Source organism: Paenibacillus turicensis (assembly GCF_017873435.1).
Taxonomy (GTDB): domain Bacteria; phylum Bacillota; class Bacilli; order Paenibacillales; family Paenibacillaceae; genus Fontibacillus; species Fontibacillus turicensis.
This window is the reverse complement of sequence record NZ_JAGGKG010000010.1, coordinates 1-15,871: the sequence shown is the minus strand read 5'-3', so window position 1 is coordinate 15,871 and position 15,871 is coordinate 1. Positions and strand designations below refer to the sequence as shown.

The 15,871-nt window shown below is 38.5% G+C and carries 21 protein-coding genes; 18 read left to right on the top strand and 3 right to left on the bottom strand.

Annotation, left to right across the window (positions count from 1 at the left end):
• Nucleotides 1-155 precede the first annotated feature (155 nt).
• The 7 genes from J2Z32_RS11550 (at nucleotide 156) to glnA (ending at nucleotide 8,484) form a co-directional block, all read left to right on the top strand.
• Nucleotides 156-2,780 (top strand): transglycosylase domain-containing protein, encoded by a 2,625-nt coding sequence (locus tag J2Z32_RS11550; protein ID WP_210089320.1) that lies wholly within the window; start codon nucleotides 156-158, stop codon nucleotides 2,778-2,780.
• 123 nt (nucleotides 2,781-2,903) lie between these two features.
• Entirely contained in the window at nucleotides 2,904-3,464 is a 561-nt protein-coding gene (locus J2Z32_RS11545; protein ID WP_210089319.1) for a ribonuclease FAU-1 family protein, read from the top strand.
• A gap of 5 nt (nucleotides 3,465-3,469) precedes the next feature.
• Nucleotides 3,470-4,123 carry a YdcF family protein gene (locus tag J2Z32_RS11540; protein ID WP_245251402.1) on the top strand — a complete coding sequence of 218 codons (654 nt, stop codon included), beginning with the start codon at nucleotides 3,470-3,472 and terminating at the stop codon, nucleotides 4,121-4,123.
• A 116-nt stretch (nucleotides 4,124-4,239) separates the two neighbouring features.
• Nucleotides 4,240-5,238, top strand: a complete 999-nt coding sequence (locus J2Z32_RS11535; RefSeq protein WP_210089317.1) for an AAA family ATPase — start codon at nucleotides 4,240-4,242, stop codon at nucleotides 5,236-5,238.
• A gap of 145 nt (nucleotides 5,239-5,383) precedes the next feature.
• Entirely contained in the window at nucleotides 5,384-6,637 is a 1,254-nt protein-coding gene (locus J2Z32_RS11530) for a methionine gamma-lyase family protein (protein ID WP_210089316.1), read from the top strand.
• An 81-nt stretch (nucleotides 6,638-6,718) separates the two neighbouring features.
• Nucleotides 6,719-7,129, top strand: coding sequence for a MerR family transcriptional regulator (locus J2Z32_RS11525; protein ID WP_210089315.1), 411 nt, complete (start codon nucleotides 6,719-6,721; stop codon nucleotides 7,127-7,129).
• A gap of 26 nt (nucleotides 7,130-7,155) precedes the next feature.
• Nucleotides 7,156-8,484 (top strand): type I glutamate--ammonia ligase, encoded by a 1,329-nt coding sequence (gene glnA, locus J2Z32_RS11520; protein ID WP_210089314.1) that lies wholly within the window; start codon nucleotides 7,156-7,158, stop codon nucleotides 8,482-8,484.
• Between the two features lie 104 nt (nucleotides 8,485-8,588).
• Here glnA and J2Z32_RS11515 read toward each other — a convergent pair whose 3' ends face one another.
• Together J2Z32_RS11515 and J2Z32_RS11510 are read right to left on the bottom strand one after the other, a co-directional pair.
• On the bottom strand, nucleotides 8,589-9,728 hold the full coding sequence (locus J2Z32_RS11515; protein WP_245251400.1) for a site-specific integrase: 1,140 nt from the start codon (nucleotides 9,726-9,728) through the stop codon (nucleotides 8,589-8,591).
• Nucleotides 9,729-9,810: 82 nt separating this feature from the next.
• Nucleotides 9,811-10,212: a helix-turn-helix domain-containing protein gene (locus J2Z32_RS11510; protein WP_210089312.1), complete on the bottom strand. Its 402-nt coding sequence runs from the start codon at nucleotides 10,210-10,212 to the stop codon at nucleotides 9,811-9,813.
• 169 nt (nucleotides 10,213-10,381) lie between these two features.
• Here J2Z32_RS11510 and J2Z32_RS11505 point away from each other — a divergent pair, with 169 nt between their 5' ends.
• The 4 genes from J2Z32_RS11505 to J2Z32_RS11490 are packed head-to-tail and all read left to right on the top strand — an operon-like array spanning nucleotide 10,382 to nucleotide 11,965.
• Nucleotides 10,382-10,633 (top strand): helix-turn-helix domain-containing protein, encoded by a 252-nt coding sequence (locus J2Z32_RS11505; RefSeq protein ID WP_210089311.1) that lies wholly within the window; start codon nucleotides 10,382-10,384, stop codon nucleotides 10,631-10,633.
• An 18-nt stretch (nucleotides 10,634-10,651) separates the two neighbouring features.
• Nucleotides 10,652-10,921, top strand: coding sequence for a group-specific protein (locus J2Z32_RS11500; protein ID WP_210089310.1), 270 nt, complete (start codon nucleotides 10,652-10,654; stop codon nucleotides 10,919-10,921).
• Nucleotides 10,922-10,934: 13 nt separating this feature from the next.
• Complete coding sequence (locus J2Z32_RS11495; RefSeq protein ID WP_210089309.1) at nucleotides 10,935-11,678, top strand: phage antirepressor KilAC domain-containing protein; 744 nt, start codon at nucleotides 10,935-10,937, stop codon at nucleotides 11,676-11,678.
• Between the two features lie 26 nt (nucleotides 11,679-11,704).
• A complete protein-coding gene (locus J2Z32_RS11490) occupies nucleotides 11,705-11,965 on the top strand; it encodes a hypothetical protein (protein WP_210089308.1) in 261 nt (86 codons plus the stop codon).
• On the opposite strand, the gene J2Z32_RS11485 is transcribed toward J2Z32_RS11490, so the two are convergent.
• On the bottom strand, nucleotides 11,944-12,303 hold the full coding sequence (locus tag J2Z32_RS11485) for a hypothetical protein (protein ID WP_210089307.1): 360 nt from the start codon (nucleotides 12,301-12,303) through the stop codon (nucleotides 11,944-11,946). The two genes, J2Z32_RS11490 and J2Z32_RS11485, sit on opposite strands and share 22 nt — an antisense overlap.
• Before the next feature lie 56 nt (nucleotides 12,304-12,359).
• Here J2Z32_RS11485 and J2Z32_RS11480 point away from each other — a divergent pair, with 56 nt between their 5' ends.
• The 7 genes from J2Z32_RS11480 (at nucleotide 12,360) to J2Z32_RS11450 (ending at nucleotide 15,713) form a co-directional block, all read left to right on the top strand.
• Nucleotides 12,360-13,019 carry a Rha family transcriptional regulator gene (locus J2Z32_RS11480; RefSeq protein WP_210089306.1) on the top strand — a complete coding sequence of 220 codons (660 nt, stop codon included), beginning with the start codon at nucleotides 12,360-12,362 and terminating at the stop codon, nucleotides 13,017-13,019.
• A 2-nt stretch (nucleotides 13,020-13,021) separates the two neighbouring features.
• Complete coding sequence (locus tag J2Z32_RS11475; protein ID WP_210089305.1) at nucleotides 13,022-13,240, top strand: hypothetical protein; 219 nt, start codon at nucleotides 13,022-13,024, stop codon at nucleotides 13,238-13,240.
• A 16-nt stretch (nucleotides 13,241-13,256) separates the two neighbouring features.
• Complete coding sequence (locus J2Z32_RS11470) at nucleotides 13,257-13,532, top strand: hypothetical protein (protein ID WP_210089304.1); 276 nt, start codon at nucleotides 13,257-13,259, stop codon at nucleotides 13,530-13,532.
• 13 nt (nucleotides 13,533-13,545) lie between these two features.
• Nucleotides 13,546-13,803: a DUF7667 family protein gene (locus J2Z32_RS11465; RefSeq protein ID WP_210089303.1), complete on the top strand. Its 258-nt coding sequence runs from the start codon at nucleotides 13,546-13,548 to the stop codon at nucleotides 13,801-13,803.
• 34 nt (nucleotides 13,804-13,837) lie between these two features.
• Nucleotides 13,838-14,989, top strand: a complete 1,152-nt coding sequence (gene dcm / locus J2Z32_RS11460; RefSeq protein ID WP_210089302.1) for a DNA (cytosine-5-)-methyltransferase — start codon at nucleotides 13,838-13,840, stop codon at nucleotides 14,987-14,989.
• Complete coding sequence (locus J2Z32_RS11455; protein ID WP_210089301.1) at nucleotides 14,928-15,086, top strand: hypothetical protein; 159 nt, start codon at nucleotides 14,928-14,930, stop codon at nucleotides 15,084-15,086. The genes dcm and J2Z32_RS11455 overlap by 62 nt, the downstream gene beginning before the upstream one ends.
• Before the next feature lie 342 nt (nucleotides 15,087-15,428).
• Complete coding sequence (locus tag J2Z32_RS11450; protein WP_210089300.1) at nucleotides 15,429-15,713, top strand: hypothetical protein; 285 nt, start codon at nucleotides 15,429-15,431, stop codon at nucleotides 15,711-15,713.
• The last annotated feature ends 158 nt before the right edge of the window (nucleotides 15,714-15,871 follow it).

The window sequence follows — 15,871 nt, the reverse complement described above, 5'->3', positions numbered from 1 at the left end:
GAGCTAGGCATAAGCTAGAATTTTGAAACTTTTTTGATGTGTAACACGTTTAATTGTATAATACAAGAGGAGGAGCAACCCTGAAGCAGTGGTTGTTCTTTTCTTTCTGGTATTGTACTGCTTGGATAGTCCAAGCGATAAGGGGGTTAGATACGATGACTACAAATAGACCTTCCAGAGTGGAGAGAAATAGTCATTCAGACAAAAAAAGAAGTGGCTCACAACAAGGTGGCAATTCTGGTGGCGGTAATGGCGGCGGAAAGTCTGGAAAGAAAAAGAAGAAGATTACGACCGCTAAAGTGTTATGGACGATGTTTTTTACTGTTGCTTTTGCTATTTTTTGTGCAGTTGCTGGATATTTGTATATTACGGTAAGCGGGGAGAAATACCTGCAAGAAAATGAAGGCAAGTTATTTGTATATGAGACGTCTAAGGTTTATGACCGTGGTGGTACATTGATGGGTGAGTTATCGGTTGAAAAAAGTGAACCCGTCAAAGAGGATGAAATTCCTGATTTACTTAAGAAAGCATTTGTTGCCACAGAGGATCGCCGTTTTTATGAGCATAACGGTGTAGACCTATGGTCGATAGGGCGGGCAGCGGTGAAGGATGTTATGGCACGGGCTATGGTTGAGGGTGGAAGCACAATTACACAGCAGCTCGCCAAAAATATCTTTTTAACCTCAGACAAAACGTTTTTCCGTAAGGCGACAGAGATGTCCATTGCGATGGCACTAGAGCGACAAAAATCCAAGGATGAAATATTGACCTTATATTTAAATCGCATTAATTTTGGTGGTTCTATTTACGGGATTAAAGCAGCTTCTATTCGATATTTCGGAAAATCTGATCTAAAAGATTTAGACCTATGGCAAATAGCGACACTTGCCGCTATGCCTAAGGGACCATCGAAATATAACCCAGTTCGAAATCCAGAGCTATCTCAGCAACGTAGAGGCGTGGTCTTGGATTTGATGCAGCAAGAGGGTTATATCACAGCTGCACAACGTGATGAGGCTAAGACTGTCGTTTATGACTATGTGCCTCCGGTTAAAAATGAAAAATATCTTGCATTTAAAGATTATGTTGTGCAGGAAGTCGAAGAAAAATATGGATTAACAGAGGATGAGCTGAATCGTGGCGGTTATAAAATTTATACAACAATGGATGCTAAAGCGCAGGCAGCGGTAGAAAAGGCGTTTAATCAGGACAGTAACTTTGAGAAAAGTAAAGATGATCAGCAGGTACAGGCTGCAATTACGATCATTAATCACGAAAATGGAAGCTTAGTCGCTTTGTTAGGTGGACGTGACTACCAGCGTAAGGGCTTTAGCCGCCTTAATAGTCAGCGGCAGCCGGGATCAGCCTTTAAGCCAATCGTTTCTTATGCACCAGCACTGGACACTGGAGCATTTCAATCTAGCTCGATGCTTAGCAATGAAAAGCAATGCTTCGGTAACTATTGTCCACGAAATTTACATGGATACTCGAAGACAATTGATATGACCACCGCGATTACGAAATCGGAAAATATTCCTGCGGTATGGCTACTCAATGAAATCGGAGTTAAAACAGGTGTCAAATATGCAAAAGAAATGGGCATTAATCTTGATAAAAATGATAACAACTTGGCAATTGCGTTAGGTGGGTTAACAAAAGGAACAAATACGCTTGAAATGGCAGGCGCCTTTAGTACAATGGCGAATCTGGGGAAATATAATGAGCCTTATTCTGTCAAATCTATTGTAGATCATAGCGGTAAAGAGGTATTTAAGCATAAGTCCGATCCTAAGCAGGTGCTGAAGGAAAAAACAGCTTATGAAATGACTAAAATGCTACAAAACGTAGTTAATGACGGTACAGGTAAAAAAGCGAAACTAGACCGTCCTGTTGCTGGTAAGACAGGAACTACACAACATGGTATTAAAGGATTGAGTAGCAGTAAAAACCGTGATGTCTGGTTTGTTGGGTATACCCCTGAATGGACTGCAGCCATTTGGATGGGCTACGATAAGCCTGACAAAAATCATTTACTTAACGGAAGTAGTGGTCAGGCCGCTGCATTATTTGGGAAGGTAATGAAGGAAGCGTTAGATGGCGTGCCAAGGAAGGAATTCCCTGTGCCTAAAAATATGGAGCCAGATCCTCCAAAAGAAGAGCCCAAAAACACTTCACCAACTAATCTGACTGCAACCTATAATCCGGATACTTCTACTGTTGCGTTGTCATGGACACCAGCAGGGGAAGGGGAAGTGATCTACCATATTTTCAGAAAAGCAACGGGTGAAACAGAATTTACAAATTATTTAGAGTCTAAGACGCCAGCAGCGGAGGATATAAATATTGTAGAAGGCAATAGTTATCAGTATTATGTGACTTTGTATGATCCTGTGACCAACACGGAAAGTGCGCCTTCGAATACAATATCAGTAGATATTGATGTTCCTGAGCCACCTGTAGATCCAGATTCAAACACAAACAACGGTAACCCAAATAATGGATCTGATAATTCTGGAACGCCAACCACACCTGGGACGCCTAACCAAGGAAATGGAAATAACCCTGGTAATGGTCAAAATGGGGGTACAACACCGCCAGAACAAGGGAATGGCAATGGAAACGGGAATGGAAATGGTGGACAGTCTGATGGGGGAAATTCAGACGGAACAGCAATTCCGGATCGTGGAAATAATCCAAATGAATCTGGACAGAGTGGTGACAACCCTAACTCTGATCCACCTACGGGTGGAACGGACGGCACAACAAATACAGGTAATTAAAAGTGAAGCATCGGTATTTCCTTACGAGATAAGGAGGTGCCGATGCTTTTTTAATTTCCATTTTGTGAGTTGCTTTTAAATATGGTAAGCTTGTTATACATTGTGTTGAAAGGGTTTAAAAATATGAAGCGAAAATTTGGAGATCGTGCGAACTGGCGACGAGTAACGAAGCGTCAATTTAGATCTAAGTATGTTGATAATGATGTGTTTACAGGGTATGTGACGTATTACCATATTATTTCTCTACGTGATCCATTATGGAAAACGTATGGGGAGCACACCTTCCGTATCGCTGATAAAGGCTATACGTGGCTACAATATTATCCTAAGGGGGAGCATTATGTTGTTACCTCAATGTTTGACGACCAAGGAGAAATTGTAGAGTGGTACATTGATGTGTGTAAGCATCAAGGGGTAACGGATCAAGGCGTTCCTTGGTTTGATGATTTGTACTTAGATATCATAGTGTTAAATAATCGTAGCGTATTTCTGCTGGATGAGGATGAATTGGATGAAGCTTTAACCAAGGGCATGATTACAGTGAAAGATTATGACATGGCGACGGAAACCGCCAAGCATGTACTTAACCTGATTAAAGCTAAGAAATTTCCATATTTAGACTTATCTTTAGAGCATTACAGTAACGGTTTTATGAATGAAGGTCCCTTCCAGTCAGGAGGTTAATGATGATGAGGGCAATTGAATTTGGAGTCAAAAAACGTCCCAAACGCAAGCGTATTTTAAGTGCGTTAATCATTCTACTTGTTATTGGTGTTTTGTGGGTGTTATACGCCTTGTCTCAAATCGGTAGTGTAATGGGAGACGGGTCGAAGCAATTTTCTAACACAGGGAAAAAGGATGTTGGAATTGTATTGGGTGCCTCACTATGGAAAGATGAGCCTAGCCCTGGTTTAAAAGAAAGATTGGATCAGGCACTAGCAGATTATAAGGCAGGGAAATTCACTTACTTTTTAGTCACTGGTGGATATGATACGCCAGAGTCCAAGTATACAGAAGCTGAAGGCATGGCAAATTATTTGGAGAAGCAAGGGGTATCAAAGGAGTTTATTATCTTAGAAAATAAAGCGACAAGCACTTATGAAAATTTAAAGTTTAGCCAAGCTTTGATGAAGGAGAAGAATTTACAATCCTCCCTCATTATTACGCATGACTATCATGGGAATCGAGCGTATGAGATGGCTAAAAGCTTAAATTATACTTCTCCTAGCTTGTCGATTGTAAAATCCGAGGTGTTAAATTCTTGGTATCATACGTCTCGTGAAATTTTGTCCTATACGAAATGGAAGCTACAGCAGGTAGGATTATTTATCGGAATTATTTAGTTTGTTTATTGTTTATGAATTCTTCTAATAAGTAAGGACGAGAGAGAATACACTTGGAAGAGAAGGTTTCAAAGAGTAGTCTCTCTCTACCCTTAATAAAGAAGGTGATTCATACAATGACAGGGCGTGTTGTAGCTAAAAACGGTTCTGTGGATCATAAACCAGTAGATCATAGACCCTCTAGACAAATTAATGTTGTGTTGCGTCAAGCTGAGACTCCTGTTGTATCTGGAGCTACCGTAGAAGCAGAACGTGCCACCTCAGCCTCGGCGCTTAAGGAACAGCCTTCCCAAGGCATTTTTAATGAGATTCAAAAGGAGCTTGATGAGCTTGTTGGTCTGGAGCATGTTAAAGAATTAACCTACGAAATTTATGCGCTTCTACAGGTTGCCATCATGCGCTCACAAATTGGGTTACTTGCAGACTCGCAGGTGTACCATATGGTTTTTAAGGGGAATCCAGGCACAGGTAAAACAACGGTGGCTCGTATCGTTGCAAAAATGTTTCAAAAGATGGGCGTATTAAGCAAAGGACATCTCATTGAAGCAGAACGAGCGGATTTGGTTGGAGAGTATATTGGTCATACAGCCCAAAAAACGCGAGATTTAATTAAAAAAGCGATGGGTGGTATTTTATTTATTGATGAGGCGTATAGCTTGTCTCGTGGTGGCGAAAAGGATTTTGGCAAGGAAGCCATTGATACCTTGGTGAAAGCAATGGAGGATCATAAAAATAACTTTATTTTAATTTTGGCTGGATACTCCGAGGAAATGGATTTTTTCCTGCAATGTAACCCAGGATTACCTTCTAGATTTCCTTTGCAGCTTGACTTCCCAGACTATAGCATTGATCAATTAATTCAAATTGCGGAAAGCATGGCAAAGGATCGCGATTATATATTGATGCCACAAGCAATTTTGAAGCTTAAGCAATTTTTAATGCGTGAGAAAAATCAAAATGAACGTTTGTTTAGTAATGCAAGATACGTTAGAAATGTCATCGAACGTTCCATTCGGCAGCAAGCTGTTCGGTTATTATCTAGTTATGGCAATCAATCACCAGGCAAGCAAGAGCTTATGACGATTCGGCAAGAGGACGTTAGATTAGAAACGTGATCGCTAGATAAAAGATTACTTCGCTATAAACGCAGCTTCGATATAAAAATATAGTGGTCGGATCTGGGAAATTACAGTAATGTATAGAATTGAAATTTATAAAATGATGCTGTTTTGATACAGATAAGGGAGACAGAGAAGGAAGATGGCTGTATTTGATACAAAAATTGTAGAGTGGATTGAAAAAGCAGAAGTGCAGGTAGAATCGCAATTTCGTGCAGTAGATCGTATAGCTGATCTGAATCAATGGAAGGTCATTGAGGCCTTCCAGAAGTTTCAGGTGAGCGATTTTCATTTTGCAGGCTCAACAGGGTATGGCTACAATGATCGTGGACGTGAGGTGCTTGATTTAGTATACGCTGAAGTATTTGGCGCTGAATCTGCATTGGTACGTCCTCATTTTGCTTCTGGCACGCATACGATTGCAACGGCTTTATTTGGAATGCTACGTCCAGGGGACGGCTTATTATACATTACTGGTACGCCGTATGACACTTTACATAAAGTGATCGGTAAGCCAAACGATGGGACAGGCTCATTGCAGGATTTTGGCATTACATATGATGAAGTGAAGCTAACAGAAGATGGTAGTGTGGATTGGGATGGAGTAGCCTCGAAGCTCACGGATAAAACAAAGGTAATTGGCATTCAACGTTCTCGTGGTTATGATTGGCGTTCTTCATTTAGTGTCGCACAAATTGGTGAAATGGTTGCCAAGGTAAAGCAGCTAAAGCCAGATTGTCTTGTTTTTGTAGATAATTGCTATGGTGAATTTACAGAGGTTATGGAGCCTACACAGGTTGGTGCAGATTTAATGGCAGGTTCACTAATTAAAAACCCAGGTGGAGGACTTGCGGAAACAGGGGGTTACATTTGTGGACGTGCCGAGCTTGTGGAGTTAGCCTCTTATCGACTAACCGCCCCAGGTATTGGTGGCGAAGTAGGTGCGATGTTAGGCACAACGCGTAGTATTTATCAGGGGTTATTTTTAGCGCCAGTGACAGTAGGACAAGCTGTAAAGGGAAGTATATTAGCATCAGCAGTGTTTGAACGTGCAGGCTTTACAAGCACGCCCACATGGGATCAGCCTCGTTATGATTTAATTCAAGCGATTTCCTTTGATAATGCAGAGCAGCTCGTTGCTTTTGTGCAAGGAATTCAGCGTGCAGCGGCAGTGGATGGTCATGTTGTGCCTGAGCCTTGGGATATGCCGGGGTATGAGCACCCTGTCATTATGGCAGCAGGGACATTTATGCAGGGCGGTAGCCTTGAGTTATCCGCGGATGCCCCTGTTAGAGAACCGTATATTGCTTACATGCAAGGAGGATTAACCTACTCCCATGTGAAGTTTGGCCTGTTAACAGCACTACAGAACATGGTCGATCGCCATCTGTTGTAAGTTTTGCTAACATAACTATTGACATGTCAGGATAGTTGACATAGAATAAAAACATGAAAAATAAGTGGAAGGTTGAGAGCGATGACTGACGAAATTCGCAGAAATATGGCATTGTTTCCGATCGGTATCGTAATGAAGCTTACGGATTTAACGGCACGTCAAATTCGTTATTATGAACAGCATGAATTGATTGTTCCGGCACGTACGTCAGGCAATCAAAGGTTGTTTTCGTTTAATGATGTGGAACGTTTATTAGAGATTAAGGGCTTGATTGATAAAGGCGTTAATATCGCGGGCATCAAGCAGGTTATGAATCCGATGAACCGAGAATCGGAAGAAGCAACAGTGATTTCTAAGGACACCGAGGAGAAGCGTAAGGAAATGAGTGATTCTCAACTGTATCGAATGTTGAAGCAGCAGCTAGTTACAGGAAAAAGACCGGGTCAAGTTTCTTTAATTCAAGGGGAACTTTCTCGCTTTTTCAAAATATAAAAAATTCTACCTAGGGAGAGATTTAAGTGGGCTATACAAAAGAAGATATTTTGCGTATTGCAAAAGAGGAAAATGTTCGTTTTATCCGCCTTCAGTTTACAGACTTATTAGGAACCATTAAAAACGTTGAAATCCCGCTTAGCCAATTACCAAAGGCACTGGATAACAAAATGATGTTTGATGGCTCTTCAATTGAAGGTTATGTTCGTATTGAAGAATCTGATATGTACTTGTGTCCTGATCTTGATACGTGGGTTATTTTCCCTTGGGTAACCGAAGATCGTGTTGCTCGTCTCATTTGTGATGTTTATATGCCAGATGGTACTCCATTTGAGGGTGACCCGCGTTACATTCTTAAGCGTGCATTAAAGGATGCTGAAGCGATGGGCTATACTTCGATGATGGTAGGTCCTGAACCTGAATTTTTCTTGTTCAAAACGGATGAAAAAGGCAACCCAACAACAGAACTAAATGACCAAGGCGGTTATTTTGACTTAGCTCCAACTGATCTAGGTGAAAATTGCCGACGTGAAATCGTATTAACCTTGGAAGAAATGGGCTTCAAAATCGAAGCTTCTCACCATGAGGTTGCTCCAGGTCAACATGAAATTGATTTCCAATATGCTGATGCCATTCATGCAGCAGATCAAATTCAAACGTTTAAGCTTGTTGTTAAGACGATTGCTCGTCATCATGGCTTGCATGCTACATTTATGCCGAAACCATTGTTTGGTGTAAATGGTTCTGGTATGCACTGTAACCAATCTCTATTTAAAGGCAATGAAAATATTTTTTATGATGAAAGTGATTCACTTGGCTTAAGTAAAGAAGCTCGTCATTATATGGCAGGTATTATTAAGCACGCACGTTCCTTTGCTGCAATTACGAATCCAATTGTGAACTCATATAAACGTCTTGTGCCTGGTTATGAAGCACCTTGTTATGTAGCATGGTCTTCAAGTAACCGTAGCCCAATGATTCGTATCCCTGCGTCTCGTGGTCTTAGTACACGTGTTGAAGTACGTAACCCAGACCCTGCGGCTAACCCTTATCTTGCACTTGCAGTTATGCTTGCGGCAGGTCTAGATGGAATTAAGAAGGAATTGCCACTTGTTGATCCTGTGGACCGCAATATCTACGTAATGTCTGAAGAAGAGCGTGTAGAAGAAGGAATTCCGAGCTTGCCTTCTGACTTAAAAGAAGCCTTAAATGAATTGCTTCGCAATGAAATCATTACTGAAGCTTTAGGTGACCATGCTTTAACTCACTTCTTCGAGCTGAAAGAGATCGAATGGGATATCTTTAGAACTCAAGTTCACCCTTGGGAAAGAGATCAATACATGACATTGTACTAAAACACGAAATCCCTTGCGCTGTAAGGCGTAGGGGGTTTTTGTTTTTTTGGGAAACGAATGATAACAGGCTTAATAATTTAGTATTCCCAACAAATGCCCAACTTTTATTGTTTTTGCGATAGTATTGCTTCTATTTTGTCTTCATATTTTTCCATGTTCATCGCTTCTATTTTATTGGATACATGAGAATACACATCGGCTGTAATGCGAATACTCCCGTGTCCCAACCTCGATTGTATATACTTTAAATCAACACCAGACTCCATCATTAAGACAGCGTGTGTGTGTCTAAGTGCGTGAATTGGCACTTGTGGTAATCCTGCGCGTTTAAGGATGCGGGATAATGCATTGAATAGAGTGGATTTTGGCATGAAATCACCATTATCTCTACATAATACCAAATTGAGATCATGACGATATTGATCATTTAAATTAAGTTTGTTTCTGTTTTGATATTTAGCATGTTCCTTTAAATCATTTAATAAAGACTGACTTATTTTTATGGTTCGTATTGAGTTATAAGTTTTTGTATCCCCAAGAAGTTGTTCTCCTTCTTTTGCTTGAAAATCTAACGTTTTATTTATGTGAATAGTTCCATTTTTAAAATCTATATCCGTCCATTGTAGTCCTGCTGCTTCACCTTTCCTCATTCCAGTTTCGATTAGCAACTTAAAGAAAATCCAATAGATATAGCCGTATTCATATGATGTTTTAAGAAATAAAGGTATGTCACTAGAGTCAATAAACATTAACTTACTAGAGTTCTTTTCCCCTCCCTTAATAGTAACACCAGTAGTAGGGTTTTTTTCTATTTTCCCTATAATCACAGCTTTCTCTAAAGCAGAATGCATAGTTCTGTGGATTATCTCAACTGTGCTTTTTTTGTACCCACTTAATGAATTTATAAATTTTTGATACATAATAGGTTTTATTTCTTTAAGCATAATATCCCCAAAATAAGGAATGATGTGAAAATTTATATTGTGTTCATGAGATATAAATGTGTTTTTTCTAATTGTCCCTTTTTTATACTCTATTAACCATGATTGCAAATAGTCCTTTAAAGGACTATCATCAACCTCTAGTCCGATCTTTAATTGCCTTTTAAACTCATCCAGAGCGTTTGCTGCATCTGTTTTAGTCCTAAATCCTCTTTGTGACTTTTCTTTCCTTTTCTGTGTAAATGGGTCTTTATAGACGAATCTATATTCCCATCCTGTGTTATGCTTTTTGAATGTAGCCAAGATTATCTCCTCCATATAATTTGTGTAATTATCTATATAAACAGTCAAATGACTGGAGTTATTCAAGGCAATATGTAATGTATTATTTTTTAGAAAGTTGTTCAGTTAGTAATACTAAATTTTCAATCGAAATTTTTAAAGTTGATTTAACATCATCATTCAAGGTTATACCGTTAAATTTAACAACTTGGCTTTTATCTTCCAGTGTATTTAAGAGTGCTTTCATGTCTGTTGCTATATCTATGTTATTAGTGTTTTCATCGTTGTTAGTTACACCTATTAAATGATCTAAGGTAATACCAAAGAATAATACTAAATTTCTAACAGCTTCCATTCTCGGCTCTTCTTTATCATTTTCCCACTTAGAGATCATACCTTTATTTATGGATGTCCCATATTCTTCATTTAATTTGTCAGCAAGTTGACCTTGCGACAATCCCTTGCTCATTCTTAGATTTTTTAACTTTTCACCAAAAGAATACACATTCATTTCTCCCTTACAATTTAGATGCGTCTAAGCACATAATACTATATCAGTTTCGAAACCGCAATAAAAACTAAAAAAAACATGAAAAAAGTTATTGACTTCGAAACATTGCGAGGATATACTGAATCCAAGAAGTTTCGAAAACGATACGAAGGGAGGTGATAAGATGAAGGTTATAAACAGACGACACACCCCTTATACAAAGTTCAAAGCATTTTTGAGCGAGAACGGTGTTAAACAAAGTGACGTTGCTCTTTTGCTTGGTAAGTCAAAGCCAGCATTAAATCAAAATCTCAATGGTACAGGTGGAGATTTTTCGCTATCTGAGGTAAGAAAGATTTGCTTACATTATAAAATAAGTGCAGATGAGTATTTTTTACGTCCTCAAGTTTCGAATACGAAACAAATTACAGCTTAACTGATAGGAGGGGATGAAGTGCTATCAATTCAAATTAATGAGGACGAAGTAAGAAATCTTTGTAAAGAGAGGATAACAAAATTAATAAAAGAGGTTGAGGGAGAATTTGTTTTTTGGGACAGAAAAGAGTTAGAAAAGAAAACGTGCATGAGTTGGCCTTTTATATTGAAATCATTCTTTTATGACAAGCGATTTAAAAAATTCAAAGTTGGAACTAAATGGCTATTTCCAGCTAAAGAAACAAGAGAATTTTTAGAACTATGGTTATCAGAACAAACGAATGGATGAAAGGAGTAAATAAATGAACCAACTAATACCGACTCATTCAAATGACAACGGAAATTTATTAGTAAGTGGTAGAGAGCTTCATGAGTTTTTGGAAGTTGGAACACAGTATACAAAATGGTTTGAAAGAATGGTTGAATACGGATTTATTGAAAATGTGGATTTTATATTGGTTAGTCAAAAAAGACCAACCAATAATCCTAAAAATCCATTTACCGATATTACGGACCACCACATCAAAATTGAAATGGCAAAAGAACTTTGTATGATCCAACGTAATGAAAAAGGTCGGCAAGCTAGAATGTACTTCCTTGAATTAGAACAAAAGTGGAACAGTCCAGAAATGGTAATCAAAAGGGCGCATGAGTTTTTACAGAGGAAAGTTGAATCTCTAACGACTGAAAATCTGGTGTTGCTACAACAAAACAATGAGCTACAACCCAAAGCCACTTATTATGACATGGTCCTGCAAAACAAATCCTTACTATCTGTATCAAAGATTGCAAAGGACTACGGAATGAGTGCAGTATCACTAAACCGCAAGCTAAATGAATTAGGGGTCCAATATAAACAGGGTAGCATCTGGCTCTTATACGCTAAGTACCAAGACAAAGGATATACACAAACATCTACTCATGTTATTGATGCAGATAAATCAAACATCACAACGAAGTGGACACAAAAAGGCAGACTGTTCTTATACGATTTATTAAAGCAACATGGAATATATCCAACTATTGAACGTGAAGATATTGCATAACAAAACCATATGAAAGGAGTAAATAAATGAACCAACTACAAACACAAGATGAAATTATCCAAGTCATAAATTCTTATGTTGAAACAGAAGCAGAAAAGTTATTTCAATCTGTAATGCAGTCGGCAAAACGAGTTGGAGATTTACAATCTGCAATGTGGGAACTAGGAAAACCAAAAAAAGAAGGCACAGACATCGAAAAGATGCTGCACCAGTTGACGTATGAACAATTTGCAAAGAAAGCAAGGGAGATTATTAAAAAAACAACTCAGCTTCCCTTGAGCATTTGAATAACATTTTCATGTTGAGTTTTGTAATTTTTAAATGTCGAGGATAACCAAGAAGTATTTCTGTCATCCTTCTCAATAACTTTTTTTAATTGAAAGTATGCACTATCAAAGAGTGTAAAAAGAGAATTTATTTCATGATGAGCTATCTCTTCGTTTAAATCAACATACAATTTTGCTTTTTCGCACAAAGCAAAAATTTCTGAGAGTTGAACAGAGACAAGTGATTCTTGTTTGTCAGGAGATTTTAAAGTGTCACTACACAAGATATTCGTTTTTTCAAATAACTCATTCACATAGCTAAGTAATATAGTTGTTTTGTTTTTATCTATCTTAATCACCCCCTTTAAGGAAATATTCGACAAAAGGGACAAAAACCCTATTAGGAGGTTAGCAAATGAACCAACAACTACAAATTATCAATCACAACGGACAGTTATTAGCAGATAGCAGAGAGGTAGCAACAATGATTGAGGTAAGGCACTCAAATTTAATCAGAAGTATTACTGGTTACGTAGCGATTTTAGAAAACTCAAAATTGAGTTCTCAGGATTTCTTCATCCCTAGCACTTATAAAGTAGATGGTAATAACAAAGTGTATGACAGTTTCTTGCTTACTCGTAAAGGTTGCGACATGGTGGCAAACAAGATGACTGGTGAAAAAGGCGTATTATTTACCGCCGCATACGTGACCAAGTTTGAAGAAATGGAACAGCAACTCAATCCATTTAACAACCTAAGTCCAGAATTAAAATCCATCTTTATTGTTGATAACAAGGTGCAGAAGCTAGAAAGCAAGATTGCAGAAGTGGAAACAAAGGTAGATACACAAATCACCTTAGATAGCGGACGCCAATATAGATTGCAAAAGGCGATTAAAGTTAAGGTGTGTAGCATTGAGCCAAATAAAGATGAGCGTGGAGAGTTATTTAGACAAATCCATCGTGAGATTAAGGATCGTTGGCAAGTATCGTCTTACAAGGATGTCTTAAAAACAGAATTGCAGGAAGTATTAAATTACATTGCGGCTTGGAAGCCAGTTAAGAAAGGAGCATAACCATGAACCTAACACCAGATGAACAAGCGTTAATTGAGCATTTACGGACGTTAACTTTTTACGAAGTAATAGATGCTACCTTTGCTATAGATAGCGCTATGACGAGAGCAAGACGGTTAGAGGATGAACGTAAGGTTAACAACATCCTAACGCTATCTGTTTTGATTACTAACGCCAGCGAAGCCTACAAAAAAGAAGCATCTATATTAGATCAAGATTGAAAGGAGATTAAAACAAGTGAAAAAAATAGATTGGAAGTCACTAGACATTAAACCTCATAACATTGTCGTTGCCCATACTTCCGAACCTGACTATGAAATGCAAAGGGAAATGTTACTTCAATATGGATATGACACATTCATTGTTTTAGAAGGTTGGCATTGCAGTTGTTACGATTTTGATGAAACTGAGTGGGAAGCTATCGAATACACAAGGGATGAGCTTAAAAAGTTGGCATCAGCTCATTTTTACAAAGACACAGCGTTCTGGAAAGAAGTAACAAAACACATTTAAAGGAGTGATCCCCTTGATCGGCATACATCCCATACACCGTAAGATGGCGGTGATTGCGTACATGTCGATGGATCAAGACGGACAAATAAACATAGATAACATTGCACTCCAGATGTTGCAACCACTATTAAAGCAGAATTTGAAAATGATTCAGCGGCTAGATGAACTTAAATCCTTATCTTATATAGCCTATACATTGAATGATTTTGATTGGCAGCATGATATATGTAGCAGGATCGAAGCATTAGAACGTGATTTGTTTGAGGTCTAAACCAAGTATTCACATAAAATTAGGTGGTGATAGATTGAACGTATTAAGCCTATTTGATGGAATTAGTTGTGGTCAACTAGCTTTGCAACGTGCAGGGATACAAGTTGATAACTACTACGCCAGTGAAATTGATAAATACGCAATACAAGTAACACAAAAAAACTTTCCTAACACTATACAGATCGGGGACGTCCAACAAGTAAAAGGTGACGATTTGCCAAAGATAGATTTGTTAATAGGCGGTAGTCCTTGCCAGGGATTTTCAAAAGCAGGGAAGGGATTAAACTTTGACGACCCTAGAAGTAAATTATTTTTCGAGTATGTGAGGATTTTAAAAGAGGTAAAAACGACATATTTCTTGCTTGAAAATGTAAGCATGAAACAGTGGTGTCAAGACGTTATCAGTGAGTATTTAGGGGTGCTACCGATTGAAATCAATTCATCCTTGGTATCAGCGCAGAGACGAAAACGTCTTTACTGGACTAATATTCCCAACATATCTCAACCAGAAGACAAAGGGATAATGCTAAAAGACATTGTGCATGAGCATTCTGAGGTTGATAGAGAAAAAAGCTACTGCATTGATGCTAACTATCATAAAGGCGGTAACGCTAAACAATATTATGAGAAAAGCAGACGACAGTTAGTACATGTTCCGCTCAACGAATACATGGTCCCATTTGACCAGACTTTACAAATCTTAGACAAGGAAGTGCAGCGTGGCAAAGTGGGCTATTTTAGACAAGATAGTCAAGCTAATAGAGTCTATTACATCCATGACAAAGCAGTAACTCTATGTGGAGACGCAGGCGGTGGAGCCGCTAAGATGGGCCAGTATCTATTTGGATGCATTGCACTAGATAGAGTTGATATAAAACAAAACGGCCAAAGATTTAATGATGGCAACAAGTTTTATACACTTACAACTCAAAATAATCGTGGTGTTTTGATAGAGGGATATATACGCAAACTTACACCGATTGAGTGTGAGAGGTTGCAAACATTACCAGACGACTACACTCAAGGTATCAGCAACGCACAACGCTATAAGTGTTTAGGCAACGGTTGGACAGTAGATGTAATAGCACACATCTTATCACACTTACCAGGAGGGAGTTTAAACAATGACCTTACAACGGCTTGCCGAACGCAAGAAACTACACGATTGGTACAACCGACTAACTAACATGATTGATGTATGCAGATATGACGGTAAAGACGCAACGGACTTAGAAAATGAACGTGATTGGGTGCTAACTGAATTAAGGACGGTGAGAACATGAGCTTAAGCACATTTGTAATCCAGACTGAGAAAGGCGAAACAATCATACTCGATAAGCAGAAATGCAGAATGCAAGTATTTCCCGATGTTGGTCATTATCCCAAATTACAAATTACTAGTTTGGTTGACATTGTGGGATTACGAGATTTATTGATTGATGCTTATCCGCTGGATGTGTTTGTTAGGACGAATCCATGAAGAAATGCGGATGTGGACGGGAAGCAGAGTATGAAGTCTACGAACACAAAGAACCACATTGCGAAAGTTGCTTTAAAGAAGCATTGGAATGCAGTGTGCAAATTTTAGCTAAAAAGATAGATTACTTTGAGGATGGAGGTATGACATGTACCAAACCATTAGGAGAAAAATAAGTAAAGAATTCGCTGACATACTTCTAGCCAAGAAATTAGGTGCGGATATATCAAAGGATGGAAAGTATTTCTTGTTCACCAGTTCGGTTACGAGTGATGAATATGACCGCCAAAGAAGGGAGTTGAAGCGAGAGAATGAAAAAATATATAGCGGAATGCCTAGATATAGTAAGTCCATTGATAGGGCAAACAGGTTCGGACACGCAACGCCTTACAGTTATAACAAAGTTTACGGAAAAAGTAGATTTACTATATGATAACTTGCTTACTTTGCGACAAATAGAAGAAAACCGCTGCGCCAACAGCGGAGATCAAAACTTAAACAAAATTATTAACGACACTATATAACAGATATTAGGAGGTTGTCAAATATGATTAATCCTTTATACCAAAATGAGCTTGATGAAATTGAACA

Coding starts and splice junctions, on each gene's coding strand:
- J2Z32_RS11525 (WP_210089315.1), top strand. CDS start 6,719: ATGACTGACGAAATTCGCAGAAATATGGCATTGTTTCCGATCGGTATC.
- J2Z32_RS11530 (WP_210089316.1), top strand. CDS start 5,384: ATGGCTGTATTTGATACAAAAATTGTAGAGTGGATTGAAAAAGCAGAA.
- J2Z32_RS11450 (WP_210089300.1), top strand. CDS start 15,429: ATGTACCAAACCATTAGGAGAAAAATAAGTAAAGAATTCGCTGACATA.
- J2Z32_RS11455 (WP_210089301.1), top strand. CDS start 14,928: ATGACCTTACAACGGCTTGCCGAACGCAAGAAACTACACGATTGGTAC.
- J2Z32_RS11490 (WP_210089308.1), top strand. CDS start 11,705: ATGAACCAACTACAAACACAAGATGAAATTATCCAAGTCATAAATTCT.
- J2Z32_RS11495 (WP_210089309.1), top strand. CDS start 10,935: ATGAACCAACTAATACCGACTCATTCAAATGACAACGGAAATTTATTA.
- J2Z32_RS11475 (WP_210089305.1), top strand. CDS start 13,022: ATGAACCTAACACCAGATGAACAAGCGTTAATTGAGCATTTACGGACG.
- J2Z32_RS11545 (WP_210089319.1), top strand. CDS start 2,904: ATGAAGCGAAAATTTGGAGATCGTGCGAACTGGCGACGAGTAACGAAG.
- J2Z32_RS11535 (WP_210089317.1), top strand. CDS start 4,240: ATGACAGGGCGTGTTGTAGCTAAAAACGGTTCTGTGGATCATAAACCA.
- J2Z32_RS11505 (WP_210089311.1), top strand. CDS start 10,382: ATGAAGGTTATAAACAGACGACACACCCCTTATACAAAGTTCAAAGCA.
- J2Z32_RS11540 (WP_245251402.1), top strand. CDS start 3,470: ATGAGGGCAATTGAATTTGGAGTCAAAAAACGTCCCAAACGCAAGCGT.
- J2Z32_RS11480 (WP_210089306.1), top strand. CDS start 12,360: ATGAACCAACAACTACAAATTATCAATCACAACGGACAGTTATTAGCA.
- J2Z32_RS11550 (WP_210089320.1), top strand. CDS start 156: ATGACTACAAATAGACCTTCCAGAGTGGAGAGAAATAGTCATTCAGAC.